The 14067-nt window shown below is 63.7% G+C and carries 13 protein-coding genes; 9 read left to right on the forward strand and 4 right to left on the reverse strand.

Annotated features, from left to right (window positions below; all coding sequences use genetic code 11):
- Window positions 1-142: 142 nt before the first annotated feature.
- From K4G67_RS06115 to K4G67_RS06130, 4 genes are all read left to right on the forward strand, one after another.
- Complete coding sequence (locus K4G67_RS06115) at window positions 143-976, forward strand: pirin family protein (RefSeq protein ID WP_239805498.1); 834 nt, start codon at window positions 143-145, stop codon at window positions 974-976.
- A gap of 149 nt (window positions 977-1125) precedes the next feature.
- Window positions 1126-1551 carry a hypothetical protein gene (locus tag K4G67_RS06120; RefSeq protein ID WP_239805499.1) on the forward strand — a complete coding sequence of 142 codons (426 nt, stop codon included), beginning with the start codon at window positions 1126-1128 and terminating at the stop codon, window positions 1549-1551.
- Window positions 1552-1664: 113 nt separating this feature from the next.
- Complete coding sequence (locus tag K4G67_RS06125) at window positions 1665-1988, forward strand: UrcA family protein (protein WP_239805500.1); 324 nt, start codon at window positions 1665-1667, stop codon at window positions 1986-1988.
- Window positions 1989-2067: 79 nt separating this feature from the next.
- Window positions 2068-3642, forward strand: coding sequence for a tetratricopeptide repeat-containing sulfotransferase family protein (locus K4G67_RS06130; RefSeq protein ID WP_239805501.1), 1575 nt, complete (start codon window positions 2068-2070; stop codon window positions 3640-3642).
- A gap of 42 nt (window positions 3643-3684) precedes the next feature.
- On the opposite strand, the gene K4G67_RS06135 is transcribed toward K4G67_RS06130, so the two are convergent.
- From K4G67_RS06135 to K4G67_RS06150, 4 genes are all read right to left on the reverse strand, one after another.
- Window positions 3685-6117, reverse strand: a complete 2433-nt coding sequence (locus tag K4G67_RS06135) for a TonB-dependent receptor (protein ID WP_239805502.1) — start codon at window positions 6115-6117, stop codon at window positions 3685-3687.
- Between the two features lie 511 nt (window positions 6118-6628).
- Window positions 6629-7564, reverse strand: a complete 936-nt coding sequence (locus tag K4G67_RS06140; RefSeq protein ID WP_239805503.1) for a Vgb family protein — start codon at window positions 7562-7564, stop codon at window positions 6629-6631.
- A 31-nt stretch (window positions 7565-7595) separates the two neighbouring features.
- Entirely contained in the window at window positions 7596-8597 is a 1002-nt protein-coding gene (locus tag K4G67_RS06145) for an MBL fold metallo-hydrolase (RefSeq protein WP_239805504.1), read from the reverse strand.
- Between the two features lie 30 nt (window positions 8598-8627).
- Window positions 8628-9716: an MBL fold metallo-hydrolase gene (locus K4G67_RS06150; RefSeq protein WP_239805505.1), complete on the reverse strand. Its 1089-nt coding sequence runs from the start codon at window positions 9714-9716 to the stop codon at window positions 8628-8630.
- 208 nt (window positions 9717-9924) lie between these two features.
- Here K4G67_RS06150 and K4G67_RS06155 point away from each other — a divergent pair, with 208 nt between their 5' ends.
- The 5 genes from K4G67_RS06155 to K4G67_RS06175 are packed head-to-tail and all read left to right on the forward strand — an operon-like array spanning window position 9925 to window position 14056.
- Window positions 9925-11007, forward strand: a complete 1083-nt coding sequence (locus tag K4G67_RS06155) for a putative urea ABC transporter substrate-binding protein (RefSeq protein WP_239805506.1) — start codon at window positions 9925-9927, stop codon at window positions 11005-11007.
- A gap of 57 nt (window positions 11008-11064) precedes the next feature.
- Complete coding sequence (locus K4G67_RS06160) at window positions 11065-11880, forward strand: ABC transporter permease (protein WP_239805507.1); 816 nt, start codon at window positions 11065-11067, stop codon at window positions 11878-11880.
- On the forward strand, window positions 11877-12695 hold the full coding sequence (locus K4G67_RS06165) for an ABC transporter ATP-binding protein (RefSeq protein ID WP_239805508.1): 819 nt from the start codon (window positions 11877-11879) through the stop codon (window positions 12693-12695). The genes K4G67_RS06160 and K4G67_RS06165 overlap by 4 nt, the downstream gene beginning before the upstream one ends.
- Window positions 12696-12707: 12 nt before the next feature.
- The gene (locus K4G67_RS06170; protein ID WP_239805509.1) at window positions 12708-13235 is read left to right on the forward strand and encodes a CopG family ribbon-helix-helix protein; all 528 of its coding nucleotides are present in this window, start codon (window positions 12708-12710) and stop codon (window positions 13233-13235) included.
- Complete coding sequence (locus tag K4G67_RS06175) at window positions 13232-14056, forward strand: urea amidolyase associated protein UAAP1 (protein ID WP_239805510.1); 825 nt, start codon at window positions 13232-13234, stop codon at window positions 14054-14056. The genes K4G67_RS06170 and K4G67_RS06175 overlap by 4 nt, the downstream gene beginning before the upstream one ends.
- The last annotated feature ends 11 nt before the right edge of the window (window positions 14057-14067 follow it).

Raw genomic sequence — 14067 nt, forward strand, 5'->3', positions numbered from 1 at the left:
TGGCCTTTTCTTCGCCCGCCACCTTGGAAAACCATGCGCGAGCGACCAGATCGGGCGTCCCCTTTAAAACAATCGCAGACAGCCGAGATCACACCATGACGCGCAACGATCTTTTCCCACTCCCTTTCGTAACGAGGCACGGATGACCGCGCGCCGGCTGCTCTCGCTCCACCCGGCGATGCGGGACGATATCGGCGATCTCGTCACGCGCCGCCCGGTGCCCGCTCCGGACCTGCCGCAGGTCGATCCGTTCCTGTTTCTGAATCACCACGGCCCGCAAACCTACCCGCCGAACAGCAATGGCCTGCCCTTCGGCCCCCATCCCCACCGCGGGTTCGAGACGGTGACCTTCATCATTGCCGGAAGCCTCGCCCATGCCGACAGCGCGAGCGGGGAAAGCATTGTGAAGGCGGGCGGCATGCAATGGATGACGGCGGGGCGCGGTCTCGTCCATGCCGAGCTTTCGCCCGAACGTTTCAAGAAGGAGGGCGGACCGGTCGAAATCCTGCAATTATGGGTCAACCTCCCCTCCCGGCTGAAGATGACGGAGCCGGGTTACATCGGCGCGGACGCGGCCGATATCCCCAACATCGCGATGGCGCCGGGGGTACGCTGGCGGCCGGTGTCGGGACCGGACGGCGCGCCGGTGCAATCGCTGACCGGGGTGGTGCTCGGCACGGTGGAGATGGAACCGGGCACACGCGCTACTTTCCCCGCGCCTGCCGGACGTAACGTGTTGTTTTATACCGTGCGCGGCGCGGCGGCGGTGGGCGGCGAGAGCGTTCCCGAACATACCCTCGCCCGGTTGAGCGAGGGGGACACGATCGAGGTGGAAAGCGATGACGGATGCCTCATCCTGTACGGCCATGCCGATCCGATCGGCGAGCCGGTCGTCGCACACGGCCCCTTCGTGATGAACACGCGTGAGGAGATATCGCAGGCGATCCGCGATTATCAGACCGGCGTCATCCGTTAACGCGCGAAACCCGCTCCGATCACCATTCGAATAATACCATTGACGCGTGCGGTAATACAGGTAGACTATATCCCATAAGAACGACAAGCGCGTGGGAGAGATTCAATCGCCGCTGCGGCCCGATAAGGCCGGCGGAAGGAGGTTTCTTCATGGATCGCATCCGGTCACGCCCTGTCCCCCGCATCGCGCCCCGGCGCGGCCGCGTTGCCGCCGCAATGCTCGCGGTGATCGCGGCCGGCGCCGCGCCGACGCAGGCTTTCGGCGATGGCGATCCGGTGACGCGCCTCGTCCGGTGCGGCGAGGCGAGCTGTCTCATGGTATCGGGACGCCGCGACGATCCGGCGGCCATCGTGAAGGTGAACGGACGCCCGGTTTTCGTCGAAGGCGGCAAGGGATGGAAACTGCGCCTGTCGCTCGACACATTGCGCGAATGGTCGGATGGGCCGGCACGCACCATCGCGGTATCGCTCCACGCCCCGGACCGCAGTGCGAAGGATGTCGCCATCGTGGACCTTCCCATAGGCGTGCTCGGCGACACGACGGACCTCGACACGATAAGGGTTCGCGCACGATAGCCATGCCGTCCGCGTTTCGGAAACGTTCGCTGGCTGTTGCCATCGGCAACGCGGCATCCTATATTCCTGCCATCCGCCGGAGAGCGGCGTTTTGATATTCGCAGGAGAGTTTGATGAAAAAGGCCCTTATGGTCATGGCCGCGTGCACGCTGGCCGGTACCGCATCGACGGCAATGGCCGATCCGTTCGTTCAGGAAAGTGCGACCTTGCAGCTCGACGGGATCAACCTGTCGACGGTCGAGGGACAGCGCAGCCTCGCGATCCGCATGGACGCGGCCGCCAATGCCGTTTGCGGAGAGGGGCTGGACCGTGTGCATCTGAAGCTTCACGCACAGGCGCGGGAATGCCGTATCGCGGTAAAGCAGGAAATTCGCGACCAGATCGAGCAGCGCATGGCGGCCCGCCCGACGCCGACCGTTCTGGCACTGCGCGATTGATCCCCTGCTGCGTATCGGGGCGCGTGATCCCGGTGCGCGGCAATGATTTTACCGGCGATACGCACGGTCGGTGCGCCTCGTGACGCTCGCGTTGGAGGCGCGCGATGCGCTTGCGCGCGGCGATCTCGCGGCGGCGTCGCGTGCCGCGAATGCGTTGATCGCCGACAGGCCGGACGATGCGGACGGTTATTTCCTGCTCGGTATCGCCGCTGCGGAAGCAGGCGGAATTGCAAAGGCGGTGCCGCTGCTTGAATCCGCCGTCGCGCGGGGCGACGATCCCGAACATTGCGCGCAGCTTGCCCGCCTTCTCATCCTGATGCGCCGCGATGGCGACGCGGCAGCCATGGCCCGGCGCGCGCTCGATCTTGGCCCGGGCGATGCGCGCACCTTCGACACGATCGGCTGCGTGCTGGTCAGGCTCGGCGATCACGCCCGCGCCATCGCGCCTTTTACCGCCGCGGTCGAAGCCGAACCCGGCAATCTCGACTATCGCTATAATCTGGCCGCGGCCCTTGGCTTCACAGGCGCGGTCGAGGCGGCGCGCGTCCATTACGAACACGTGCTCAAACTCGATCCGGGCAATGGACGCGCGCATTACGCGCTCGCCATATTGTCGCGGCAGACGCGCGGCGACAATCATGTCGCGCGATTGAAGACCGCATTGGATGCGGCGCGTGGCAAAGACGATGCCCTGCGCATACGCTATGCCCTGGCGAAGGAGTTGGAAGACCTCGGCGAGGCGGAGGCCTTCCGCCATCTCGCCGATGCCAATGCCCGGCACGCGCGCAATCTGCGCTATGATTTTGCGCAAGACGCCGCGATCTTCGACGCGATCGAACATTGCTTTGCCGATGGCGGCGGCGATGGCATTGCGGCGCCGATGGGCCCGCCGATGGGAAAACGTGCGCCGATCTTCGTCGTGGGCATGCCGCGCACCGGCACGACGCTGGTCGACCGGATCCTGTCCTCCCATCCGGACGTCGTTTCCGCCGGGGAGTTACAGGCGATGCCCCTCGCCGTGAAACGGTTGAGCCAGACGACGTCGCGCGTCATCATCGACCCCGACACCATCCGCGCGAGCCGGGATATAGACCCCGCGCAACTCGCCAGCCGCTACCTCGCGCAGGCGCAGCACCACCGGATCGACGAAACCGCGCGCTTCGTCGACAAGCTGCCTGCCAATTTCCTGTATATCGGCCATATCGCGCGCAGTTTTCCCGACGCGCCGATCGTGTGCCTGCGCCGCAATCCGATGGACACGGTGTGGAGCAATTTCAAAAACCTGTTCGCCAGCCGCTCACCCTACTATGCCTATTCCTACGACCTGATGGCGACGGCGCGCTATTACGCGCGGTTCGACCGGCTCATGCGGTTTTGGGATCGCGTAATTCCATGCCGCGTTCTGCAATTGTCGTATGAGGCATTGGTCACCGCGCAGGAACGCGAAACCCGGCGGCTGCTGTCATTTTGCGGGCTGGAATGGGATGCGGCGTGCCTGTCCTTTCACGAGAACAAGGCCGCGGTGGCGACGCCCAGCGCGGCACAGGTCCGCCGCCCGATCAACAGCGACGGCATGGGCAAATGGCGAACCCATGCCGATGCCCTGGAACCGGTCCGCCGCTGGTTCGAGGACCAGGGGATCGAGACCGGTTGACTGACGGGGGCGGCGCCCGGTGTGCCGCCCCGCCCATTGGGATCAGAACTTCACCCGCCCCTCGATGCCCACGGTCCGGGGATTGAGCACGACCTGGCGATAATAGCGCACCGCAACGCCGTCGTTGATGCCGATGCGCGACCGGTCGTTCGCGACCGACACGATGGCATATTTGTCGAAGATATTGTTCGCGAACAGGCCGATGCTGAACTTGTCGGTATCGTAGGTGAGCCGGGCGCGATGGGTGACATAGCTCGGGATCAGCTCGCCATAGGCCCGCTCCCATCCCAGACGCGACACCACGTCGCCGCGATACACCGTGGTCCAGTTCGCGATGAGATCGCCATTCGTCAGGGGCTGCACATAGGTGGCGCCGATGCTCCCCGCATTCTTTGCCGAACCGGGCAGCCGGTCCCCGTCCATCGCGTCAAGCTGTACGAAACGGTTCGAATAATCGCCCGGCGTTTCGCGGATGGTCAGAATGCCGGGAATATCCTCGGTCAGACGCGCATCGGTGTAGGAGTAATTCCCCTGGATCGACAGGCCGCGCACGGGGCGAAGCTGAAACGAGGCTTCGAACCCCTCGGATTTGGCCTTGCCGCCGTTCACCGTGATGCCGGTCGCGCCATAGAGCGTGGCGGAATCCACCTGAATGCCGTCCCACTTGATCTGGAACACGTTGAAGTTGAGCGATAGCATCCGGTCGAACAATTGCGTGCGAACGCCCAGCTCCAGGTTCTTCGTCGTGTCCGGCCCGTATTGCAGTTCGTCGGGAAGCGCGCAGATGATCTGCTGACCGGGCTGAATATCGGCCGGGCACGGGGCAACGCGGTTCGGTCCGCCGATGCGATAGCCCTTGCTATAGGTGCCGTAGAGCAGAAAATCGGGCGTGAATTCGTAGCTGCTGTTGAATTTCCAGACCCAGCCGTCCTGCCCGGCCTGCCCGCCATTGGCCGGCAACTCGTAAGGGCTCAGCGGATCGCCGAGCAGCGGGAGCGCGGCCGCGCCCGAAATTTCCGACTCGTAATCGAAATATCGCGTGCCGGCGGTGACCTGAAACTCCGGCGTGATTTCGAATGTCGCCTCGCCGAAAACCGCCTTTTCCGTGACCTCGGACGTGATGTAGCTCACATATTCGAGCGCATCGGGATTGTCCGGCCCGACCCAGGGATGGTTGGGAACGCGTTCGTTATAATCGCTTTGATACTTGTTCTCGTTGAAGAACCCGCCGAGCACCCAGCTGAGCGGGCCGCCGTGGCTGGAGACGAAGCGGATTTCGGCGTTCTTCTGCTTCCGCTGATTGATCGATTCGGTGTATCCGGCAAAGGCGGGAAACAATTCGTAATCATAATCGAGATCGAGCAACAGGTCGGTAACATCGGCCTGCCCTTCGAAATTCACTTCGGTATAGGCGCCGGTCGCGACGATATCGACGAAATCGCCGATATTCGCATTGACCCCCGCACTGGCCAGATGGGCATTGCGCGAGATCGGCTCGATAAAGCGGCTCGCATTTTCATAACGCCCGGTGCCCAGCACGCCAAAGCTGTTCGCCTGCGCGCCATCGGTATCCGTCTTTTGATAGGCATAGGTGAGGATCAGTTTCAGATCCTCGGTCGTCTGAAACAAAAGCTGATTGCGGGTGGTGAAGGTGCGCTCGAAATTCAGATCCTCGGCGCGGCGCAGGTTTTCGGCGAAACCTTCCTGCGTGACGCCATCGGGCCCGTCGGGCTGCGGCAGCGACACGCCCGGTTCCTGCACGAGCAGCGGATAATCGATAAAGCCGGGATCGAAGTAATAGCCGGTCGCCGACCGGAACGCGACATGATCGCGCACGATCGGAATGTTGACCATGCCATCGGCCTGATAGCCGAAATCATCGCTGTGACTCTTGGCATAGGCGCGGCCATGGAACTCGCCTTCGAAACCGGAAACATCGGGGCGATTGGGAATATAGCGGATCGCCCCCGCCAGCGTGCCCAGACCGTACAATGTGCCCTGCGGACCGAGCAGTGTTTCGACACGGTCGATATCGATCAGCTTGAAATCGTAGAACAAGGGCACTTCGCCGAGGTAGATGCCGAGCGAATCGTCATAGCCTGCGCCGAAATCGTCGACCCCCGACGCATTCAACCCGCGCAGCACGATCGAACCCGTCGACCCCGGCCCGGTGTCCGAAATGGTCATGCCCGGCGTGAAATCGGCGATGTCGCGCACATCCTCGATCTGCTTGCGGGCAAGCTCCTCCGCATCGATGGCCGAAATGTTGATCGGCGTGTCCTGAATCGTCGTGCTGCGCCGGGTGCCGGTCACGACGATCGCGCCGTCGATCGTATCGGCATAGGTATCGCCCGCCGGTTCGTTGATCATCGTGCCCGCGTTCGCATCCTGCGCCGAGGCGTGGGCGGCATGGCCCGCCATGGCAAGCACGGTCGCCGAAAGAAGGGTGGATCTGAATGTCTGGCGTTTGGTCATGGTTTTCCCCCTGTCAGGTATGAGACCCCGCGCGCGATCGCGCGTCGATGATCGGTTTGGAAAAAAGGCCGCCCCGCGTTCCGTCATGGCGGGGTGGCCGGTCGTCATCAGCGTGCCGCAGTGCGCCGATGCAACAGGACGCGCACCACCGTTCGCATCACGCCTTCCCGCCGGGTGCCCGGTTGCGAGCGCGCGGCGTGCGCGAATAACCCTGCGGCGCGGGGATGGGCGATGGATGCGGAATTTTTCTGATCGGGCAGGTGCACGAGAAACCTCCGTATCGGGCCGGGCATATGCTCGGCCGGGTGGATCCTCTCGCTCTTGGTGAGACGCTCTTGCGGCGTCTTTCGATACGCTACAGATATTACGAAATGCGTCAAGCGTATTAATTTATGAAATATGTGGTAACGAACGCCCGTGCGGTACATCGCGACATAAACTGCGGGAAAACCGGGTATTATCCGATATTATCGCAAAGCTTGGCGGCAATCGTATTGTGTCCGGCGGATATTCAGCGCGGCCTTTCCCACCAGGAAAGCGTCTGATTGTCGTGGGCGCTGGTCCATACGCCATCGGGGGTATAGCGGATCGCCCCGCTGCCCGCCGGTTCGCCGAGGCGGCGGGTGACCTCCATGGTGTCCGGATCGATGACGGCAAACACCTGATCCTCCGTCGTGCGCAGCCAGACCAGCCCCCCGCCCACATCGATATCACCATAGGCCAGCGTCTCGCCAACCTTCACCCGGTCGGTGATGGCAAGCGTTTCGGGGTCGATGCGTGCGACCGTGCCATCGCCCTGCTCCTGCACCCAGACGGCCCCCTCCCCCGCGGCGAGGAAACCGGGCTGAAGCCCCAGCGCGACCGTGCGCGCGACCGCATTTGTGTCGGGGTCGATCTCTTGAAGCGTGCGGCCATCGCTGCTCACCGCCCAGAGCGCATCATGGCCAAAGGCGAGAAAGAACGTGCCCGCGGCGACGGGAATGCGCGCGACGATCGCGCCTGTTTCGGGCTCGAGCCGCGCAATTTCACCGCTGGCCGCGCTGGGCACCCATACGGACCCTGCGCCGGAGACGACATTCGTCTCGCCCTTGGGATTGGCGATGCCGGTTTCGATGACCGCCTGCACCGTCGCCGTTGCGGTGTCGATGCGATAGAGATTGGCGTCGGGGCAATTCGCGACCCAGAGCGATCCGGAGGCCACCGCCATCGTCCCGCACGGACGCGGCACGGTCACGCTCGCCAGCTTTTCCTCGCGTGACCATTGTTCGACCCGCCCGTCATTCGTCACCCACACCGTATCGCCATCGACGGCGAGGAAATCGGCAAAGCCCGGTACGCTCAATTCGCGTTCGATCAGGGCGGGCGCCGCGCCCATGCCGGTCGTATCTGTCGTTGCGCAGCCCGCGGTGGCGGCGAACAGGGCGGCGGTTACGATGGTGCGTTTCATGGACAATCTCCTGTGGTCGCGCGATGGCGCATCATTCGTAGCGATAGGGATAGCGGTCGATCGTCGTCGTGCTGCGCGACTGGTTGCACAGATAGACGGTGCCGGTGAAATAGATGCCGGGCTCTGTTATCCCCTTGGCATATTCGTAGGTTTCGCGAAGCTGCGCGACGGTCATCTGCACCGGCGCCTCATCCGGTTGATAGGTCAGGCCGTAGGGGTAATCCTCGCCCGTCTCGCTCATCTCGACATGGCAGCCCATCACATGCGCAACCGGATGCGTGTCGCAAAAATCGATCAGCCGTTTCATGCTGTCGAACCACGGCTGCCAGAAGCTGATGTAGCAGCGCCCGCGATAGAACATGTCGCCGGTGTACAAGATCTGCGTATAGCTGTCGTAATAGGCGAATTCCGAAATCACGTGCCCGGGCGATCCCCAGATCAGGATGTCCCGCCCGCCGAGGTCGAGCGTCACCCGCTCCTCCGGGAAATTGGTCATGCCCCAGAAGCCCAGCATCTCTTCGTGGGTGAGGCCCATGTATCGCGTGTTCGGGCGGTCGGCGAACTGATTGACCGCGGCGTAATGGTCGGCATGCAGATGGCTGAACGCGACGAGCAGTTCCATTGCCGCCGGATTGCGGCCATTGCGGCGGCACCATTGTTCGATGCAATCGTCGACGACCGCGCGATAATCGCAATCGTTGCGTAGCTGTACGTAGCCTTCGTCGAGCAGCAGCACCCTCTCGTTCCCGAAATAGAGCGGGGCAAACGGCGCTTCGTAGCTATAGGCCTTGTTCTGCCGCAGGATCGCGGTGTGTTCGTTGTACCAGTGCACCTGGATCGGCGGGTCGGTATTGTCCATCGCCGACGACGATCCGCAGATCCAGCGGTCGGGAAACCGGCCGGGCGCGGGGCCGTCGGTGGCAAAATCCACCGGCGGGCCGTCATGTGAAACATTCGCGCCATACGCCGTTCCCGCAAGGGTGAGCGGCACGGCCGCCGCGGCGTTGTAGGCAAGGAAGGTGCGACGATCCATCGGCGGATCCTTTCGTTCGGATGGGAGCGTTCAGAACGGGTGCGGCGGATTGATTTTCGGCACGCCCTCGGGCCAGTCGGAGGTGCGCTGATCCGGGCTGACCCCGTTCATCAGCACGAAATCGGGGCGGATCAGCATGGTGTCCCGCCCCTGCACCGCGCGGGCGTAGGTCAGCGCCTCGTCGATGAGGTCCGGTTCCATCTGCAACACCCGCTCATACGGTTTGAACGTGGCGAAGCGCGGGTAATAGCGGCCCGGCACGAACATCATCTCGACATGGCCGCCCATGACCCATTTGACCGGATGAATGCCGGCAAACGCCGACAGGCGTTCGAGCGAGGTCACGAAATCGTGGTCATTGCCGATATTGATCTTGCCGGGATAGAGGAGGTCGCCGGTAAACAGGAAATCACAATAAGGGTCGTAGAAGCTGACCCCGTCACGATGCGCGCCGGGCGTCGGCAGCACGGTGATCACCCGGTCGCCAAGGTCGATGCCCGCCGACCCGCCGGGCCAGCTTTCGACAAGACCGTAATGCCCCTTCATCGCGGCAAAGGGCGGCGGCACGACCGTCGTATCGGCGCGTCCGGCAAATTGTTTGAGACCCTGGTTCTGCGCGACATCCTCACCCGAGGTCAGCGCGATCGTAAGCGGCACCCGCCGCCGTCCGCGCGCCTGCGCCCAGCGTTCGATCACCGCATCGACAGTCTTTCGCAGCGGATAATGCGCCGCGTTCGCCGTCGCGCCGGTATCGATCAGCAGCGCCCCGGCATTCCCGAACAGTAGATAGGTGAACGGCGCCTCCCAATGCACGCAGACATTCTGCCGCAGGATGAAGCTGTCCTCGTTATATTGCAGGACATGAACGCGCGGATCCTGATTTTTCGCGGCGATATTGGAGCCGTGAATCCAGCGAAAGGCGATCCGGCCCGGGGCCGGCCCCTCACAATCGTAATCGTGCATGACCGGCGCACGCGGCGGGCGCGGCACCGCGCTGTCGGTGTTGCGCACCGCCGCGTGGTTATAGGGAAGATCGGGATTGCCGTTGGGATAAACGCGTGTCGCGGTTGATTCCACGATGGTCGTCGTGATCGGCTGTGCCGTATCGGTCTGGGGCATCGTCATCCTTTCGCACCGCCGCGCAGGCGGCGTTGAACGCATGCCTTTTTCGGACGCCCCCTCCCCGGACATCGTCGCGCCGTCCTTTCGCAAAGGCGCCGCGAATGACGAAAACTATACCGATATTACTAATATGATCAATAGTAATATTTAGCATGGACAAGAGGCCATGATCGCGCAATGCTGCAAACGCGAAAGGAGACGAATCATGATCAACCGTATCCGCACCGCGGGGAACATCGCCGCAATTGCCGGCGCTCTCGCGCTGGCCTCGTGTTCGTCCCCGGACGAGGCGTCCGGTCCGCGCACCGATTTCGACATTGGCTGGTCGATCTATGCCGGGTGGATGCCCTGGCCTTATGCGCAGCAGGCCGGGATCGTCGACAAATGGGCCGATAAATACGGCCTCGACATCGAATTCGTGCAGGTGAACGATTACGTGGAATCGGTGAACCAGTACACCGCCGGCAAGCTCGACGGGGTGACGGTCGCGAACATGGACGCGCTCACCATTCCCGCCGCGGGGGGCAAGGACACGACCGCGGTCATCATTGGCGATTATTCGAACGGGAATGACGGGATCCTGCTCAAGGGCAATGACCGGCTCGGCGCGATCCGGGGCAAGGACGTGCATCTCGTCGAATTGTCGGTGTCGCATTATCTGCTGGCGCGCGGGCTCGAAACGGCGGGCCTTCCGATGACGGCTGTCAACACGATCAACACGGCCGATGCGGATATCGCCGGCGCCTTCACCGCGCCGGAAATCGAGGTTGCCGTGGCCTGGAACCCGCAGCTTGCCACGATGAAGGACACGCCGGGCGCCAATATGGTGTTCAGCTCGTCCGATATTCCGGGCGAGATTCTCGATCTGCTGGTGGTCGATACGGCCACGCTGAAATCCAATCCGAACCTTGGCAAGGCGCTGGCCGGCATCTGGTACGAGACGATGGCCTTGATGAAGCAGCAGGACGCCGAGGGCCAGGCCGCCCGCGCCGCCATGGCCAAGATGGCCGGCACCACGCCGCAAGTGTTCGAAGGACAGCTTTCCACGACATTCCTCTACGACACGCCGCAGGCCGGCGTCGCGGCGGCTCGTTCGCCCGCGCTTGTCGAGACGATGCGGCGCGTCCGCGATTTCAGCTTTTCCCAAGGGCTGTTCGGTCAGGGTGCCCGCTCCGCCGATGCGGTCGGCATGGCATTCCCCGGCGGCAAGACGCTCGGCGATGCGCAGAATGTGACGCTGCGCTTCGACGACAGCTTCATGCAGATGGCGGCCGACAATGCACTTTGACGCACGCGTCACGACGCGGCGCCTTATGCCACGCAAGGTAACGGGGGTCCGCCACTAATGCGGTGGGTCAATCGGCGGCTCGGCCGGGGGCACGCGATCATCATGGGCGCGTTGCCGATCGCGCTGTTGCTGTTGCTCTACCTGCTCCTTGCCGCCGACCGGCACGCGATCAACCCGGCGGACAAGATCCTGCCGTTACCGGGGCAGATGTTCGACGCGATGGCGGCGCTGATCTTCGAACGCGATCCGCTTTCGGGCGGGCGGCTGTTCTGGGACGATACGTTCGCGAGCCTCGCGCGGCTTGCCATCGGGCTTGCGATCTCGACCGCGTCGGCGCTTGTGGCCGGGCTGGTGCTCGGCATCCTGCCGCCGGTGCGCGCGACATTCGGCCCGCTGGTGACCGGCATTGCCGTCATCCCGCCGATCGCGCTGCTGCCGGTGTTGTTCATTGCGTTCGGGCTCGGCGAAACGGCGAAGGTCGCGCTCATCGTCATCGGCATCGCGCCCTTCATGATCCGCGACATCGCCGCCCATATCGCCGCCCTGCCCCGCGAACAGATCATCAAGGCGCAGACGCTTGGCGCCAATAGCTGGCAGGTGATGATCCGCGTCGCCCTGCCGCAGGCGATGCCCCGGCTTATCCATGCGGTGCGGCTCTCGCTCGGCCCGGCATGGGTGTTCCTGATTTCGGCGGAGGCGATCGCGGCGGATGTGGGGCTTGGGTACCGGATCTTTCTCGTGCGGCGCTATCTGTCGATGGACATCATCCTGCCCTATGTGGCGTGGATCGCACTGCTCGCCGTGACGATGGACCTGCTGCTGACGCAGGCGAGCCGCCGCATGTTCCCTTGGGCGCATGGAGCAGGACATTGAGCGCGCTGCTGAGCCTCCGCAATATCTGGGTCGAATATGGCGACAAGATCGTTCTGGAGAATGTCTCGCTCGACATTGCGGACCGGTCCTTCGTGTCGATCATCGGTCCCTCGGGCGCGGGCAAGAGCAGCCTCCTGCGCGTAATTCTGGGTCAGGAGGGTCCGACCCGCGGCTCCATCCTCCTCGATGGAGAGGCGCTTGCCCCCGAATGCGGGCCGGATCGCGGGGTCGTGTTCCAACGCTATTCGGTGTTCGCGCATCTTTCCGCGCTGGGCAATGTGATGTTCGGCCTCGAATGTGCACAGGCGCCGTTCGCCGCCCGCCTGTTCGGTGCTGGCAAGCGTGCCGCGCGCGACCAGGCAGAGGAGATGCTCGATGCCGTGGGGCTGAAGGATGCGATGCACCTCTACCCCGCCGAAATGTCGGGCGGGATGCAGCAGCGGCTGGCGATTGCGCAGGCACTTATCAAGCGGCCGCGGATTCTGTTGCTGGACGAACCTTTCGGCGCGCTCGACCCCGGTATCCGCGCGGACATGCATGCGCTCATCACCCGGCTGTGGAACGAATATGCGCTGACCGTGATCATGGTGACGCATGACCTGAAGGAAGCGTTCACGCTCGGCACGCGGGTCCTCACGCTCGACAAGCGGCGCCACGATCCGCACGCGCCGCACCGCTTTGGTGCCACGGCTGTCTATGACCTCGAACTGTCGAAAAAGGATCCGGCAGCGCTCGAGGATCAGAGCCGGAACGCGACGGAGCCGACACCGCCTGAAATCAGCGGTATTACGATTGACAACAAACGTAATAATTGACAGAGAGGTCGCATGAGTTCCGATTCCAACAATCTGGCGCGTCTGAGCATGAGCCTGCCCGCCGAATTGTTCCGCCAGCTCGACATGATGGTGGAGGAGCGCGGGCTTCCCTCCCGCTCTCAGCTTATCGCCGAGCTGATCCGCCACGCGCTCGCGGAACACGAGGCGCAGTTCCGCCCGGACGACATGCTCGCAGGCACGATCACCCTCGTCTATCGCGGCAATCGCGGGCGCGTGCGGCAACAGCTCGCCGAGACGCAGGCCGATTATCTGAAGGAAGTTATCTCCTCGCAGCATGTCTTCCTCGAAGATGACCAGTCGCTCGAGGTGTTGCTCGTGCAGGGGCCCGCCATGCGGCTCGAGGAGCTTTGCGATGCGCTGCGCAGCATTCGCGGCATCAATCAGCTTCAGCTCGTCACGACGACCGCCCTGCTGCCGCCCCTGCACGAACTGGACACCCTTGAATGGGCCGCATCCGCCAACACGCCGGATGCGCCCGCAAAAGGCCGCAAACCACGAAACAAGGACGCGAAGGTATGACGACCAATCTCGCCAACCCGATGGCGGCGCGCGACCACGCCCGCGCCATGGCCGGAACCGTTGCGGAGGCCATGCCGATCATCCCGCCCGTGGCAGACGACCTGCCCGATGGCGTCGATACAGGCGATCTGGTGTGGGAGGAAACGATCGCGGCGGGCGGTTACGCGACCCGTGTGCTGAAACGCGGGACGCGGTTGCGGCTGGTGGACGTTGGCGGCGATGCCTGTGCCTCGATGCTGCTCTACAACGCGGACATGCCGACGGAACGGCTGAACGTCGCCGATACGGTGAAGGTGCAGTGGAACGCCTATCTCGCGCCGGGGCGGCTGCTGCTCTCCGACATGGGCCGTGTGCTGATGAGCCTGATCGAGGATGGCGCCGGCACGCATGACGCGTTCTGCGGCACGTCGAACGCGGCTACCAATGCCGCGAAATATGGCGAGGGTCGCAACAGCGGCCCCACCCCCAACGGGCGCGACCGGCTCATCCTCGGCTCGGCCAAGCATGGGCTGACGCGGCGGGACGTGCACCCGTGCGTCAACCTGTTCAAGGGCACGCGGATCGAGAAGGACGGAACGATCACCCCGCTCGTCGGCCCGTTCGAGAAGGGGCGCGAGATCATCCTGCGCGCCGAAATGGACGTCATCGTCGTGCTCGCCAACTGCCCCCACGTGCTCGACCCGCGCGCGGAATGGAGCATGACCCCGCTGCGTGCGACGGCATGGCGCGGCGCGCCCGCCGCTGCCGACGATCCGGTGCGCAACGCCACGCCCGAAGGCTTGCGCGCGTTTCAGAACGTCGAAGACTATTACCGCCGCTGAACGGCGCTGCT

The sequence above is a fragment of the Croceicoccus hydrothermalis genome (assembly GCF_022378335.1).
GTDB lineage: Bacteria > Pseudomonadota > Alphaproteobacteria > Sphingomonadales > Sphingomonadaceae > Croceicoccus > Croceicoccus hydrothermalis.

Coding starts and splice junctions, on each gene's coding strand:
- K4G67_RS06120 (WP_239805499.1), top strand. CDS start 1,126: ATGGATCGCATCCGGTCACGCCCTGTCCCCCGCATCGCGCCCCGGCGC.
- K4G67_RS06170 (WP_239805509.1), top strand. CDS start 12,708: ATGAGTTCCGATTCCAACAATCTGGCGCGTCTGAGCATGAGCCTGCCC.
- K4G67_RS06160 (WP_239805507.1), top strand. CDS start 11,065: ATGCGGTGGGTCAATCGGCGGCTCGGCCGGGGGCACGCGATCATCATG.
- K4G67_RS06175 (WP_239805510.1), top strand. CDS start 13,232: ATGACGACCAATCTCGCCAACCCGATGGCGGCGCGCGACCACGCCCGC.
- K4G67_RS06145 (WP_239805504.1), bottom strand. CDS start 8,597: ATGGATCGTCGCACCTTCCTTGCCTACAACGCCGCGGCGGCCGTGCCG.
- K4G67_RS06125 (WP_239805500.1), top strand. CDS start 1,665: ATGAAAAAGGCCCTTATGGTCATGGCCGCGTGCACGCTGGCCGGTACC.
- K4G67_RS06140 (WP_239805503.1), bottom strand. CDS start 7,564: ATGAAACGCACCATCGTAACCGCCGCCCTGTTCGCCGCCACCGCGGGC.
- K4G67_RS06155 (WP_239805506.1), top strand. CDS start 9,925: ATGATCAACCGTATCCGCACCGCGGGGAACATCGCCGCAATTGCCGGC.
- K4G67_RS06135 (WP_239805502.1), bottom strand. CDS start 6,117: ATGACCAAACGCCAGACATTCAGATCCACCCTTCTTTCGGCGACCGTG.
- K4G67_RS06115 (WP_239805498.1), top strand. CDS start 143: ATGACCGCGCGCCGGCTGCTCTCGCTCCACCCGGCGATGCGGGACGAT.
- K4G67_RS06150 (WP_239805505.1), bottom strand. CDS start 9,716: ATGCCCCAGACCGATACGGCACAGCCGATCACGACGACCATCGTGGAA.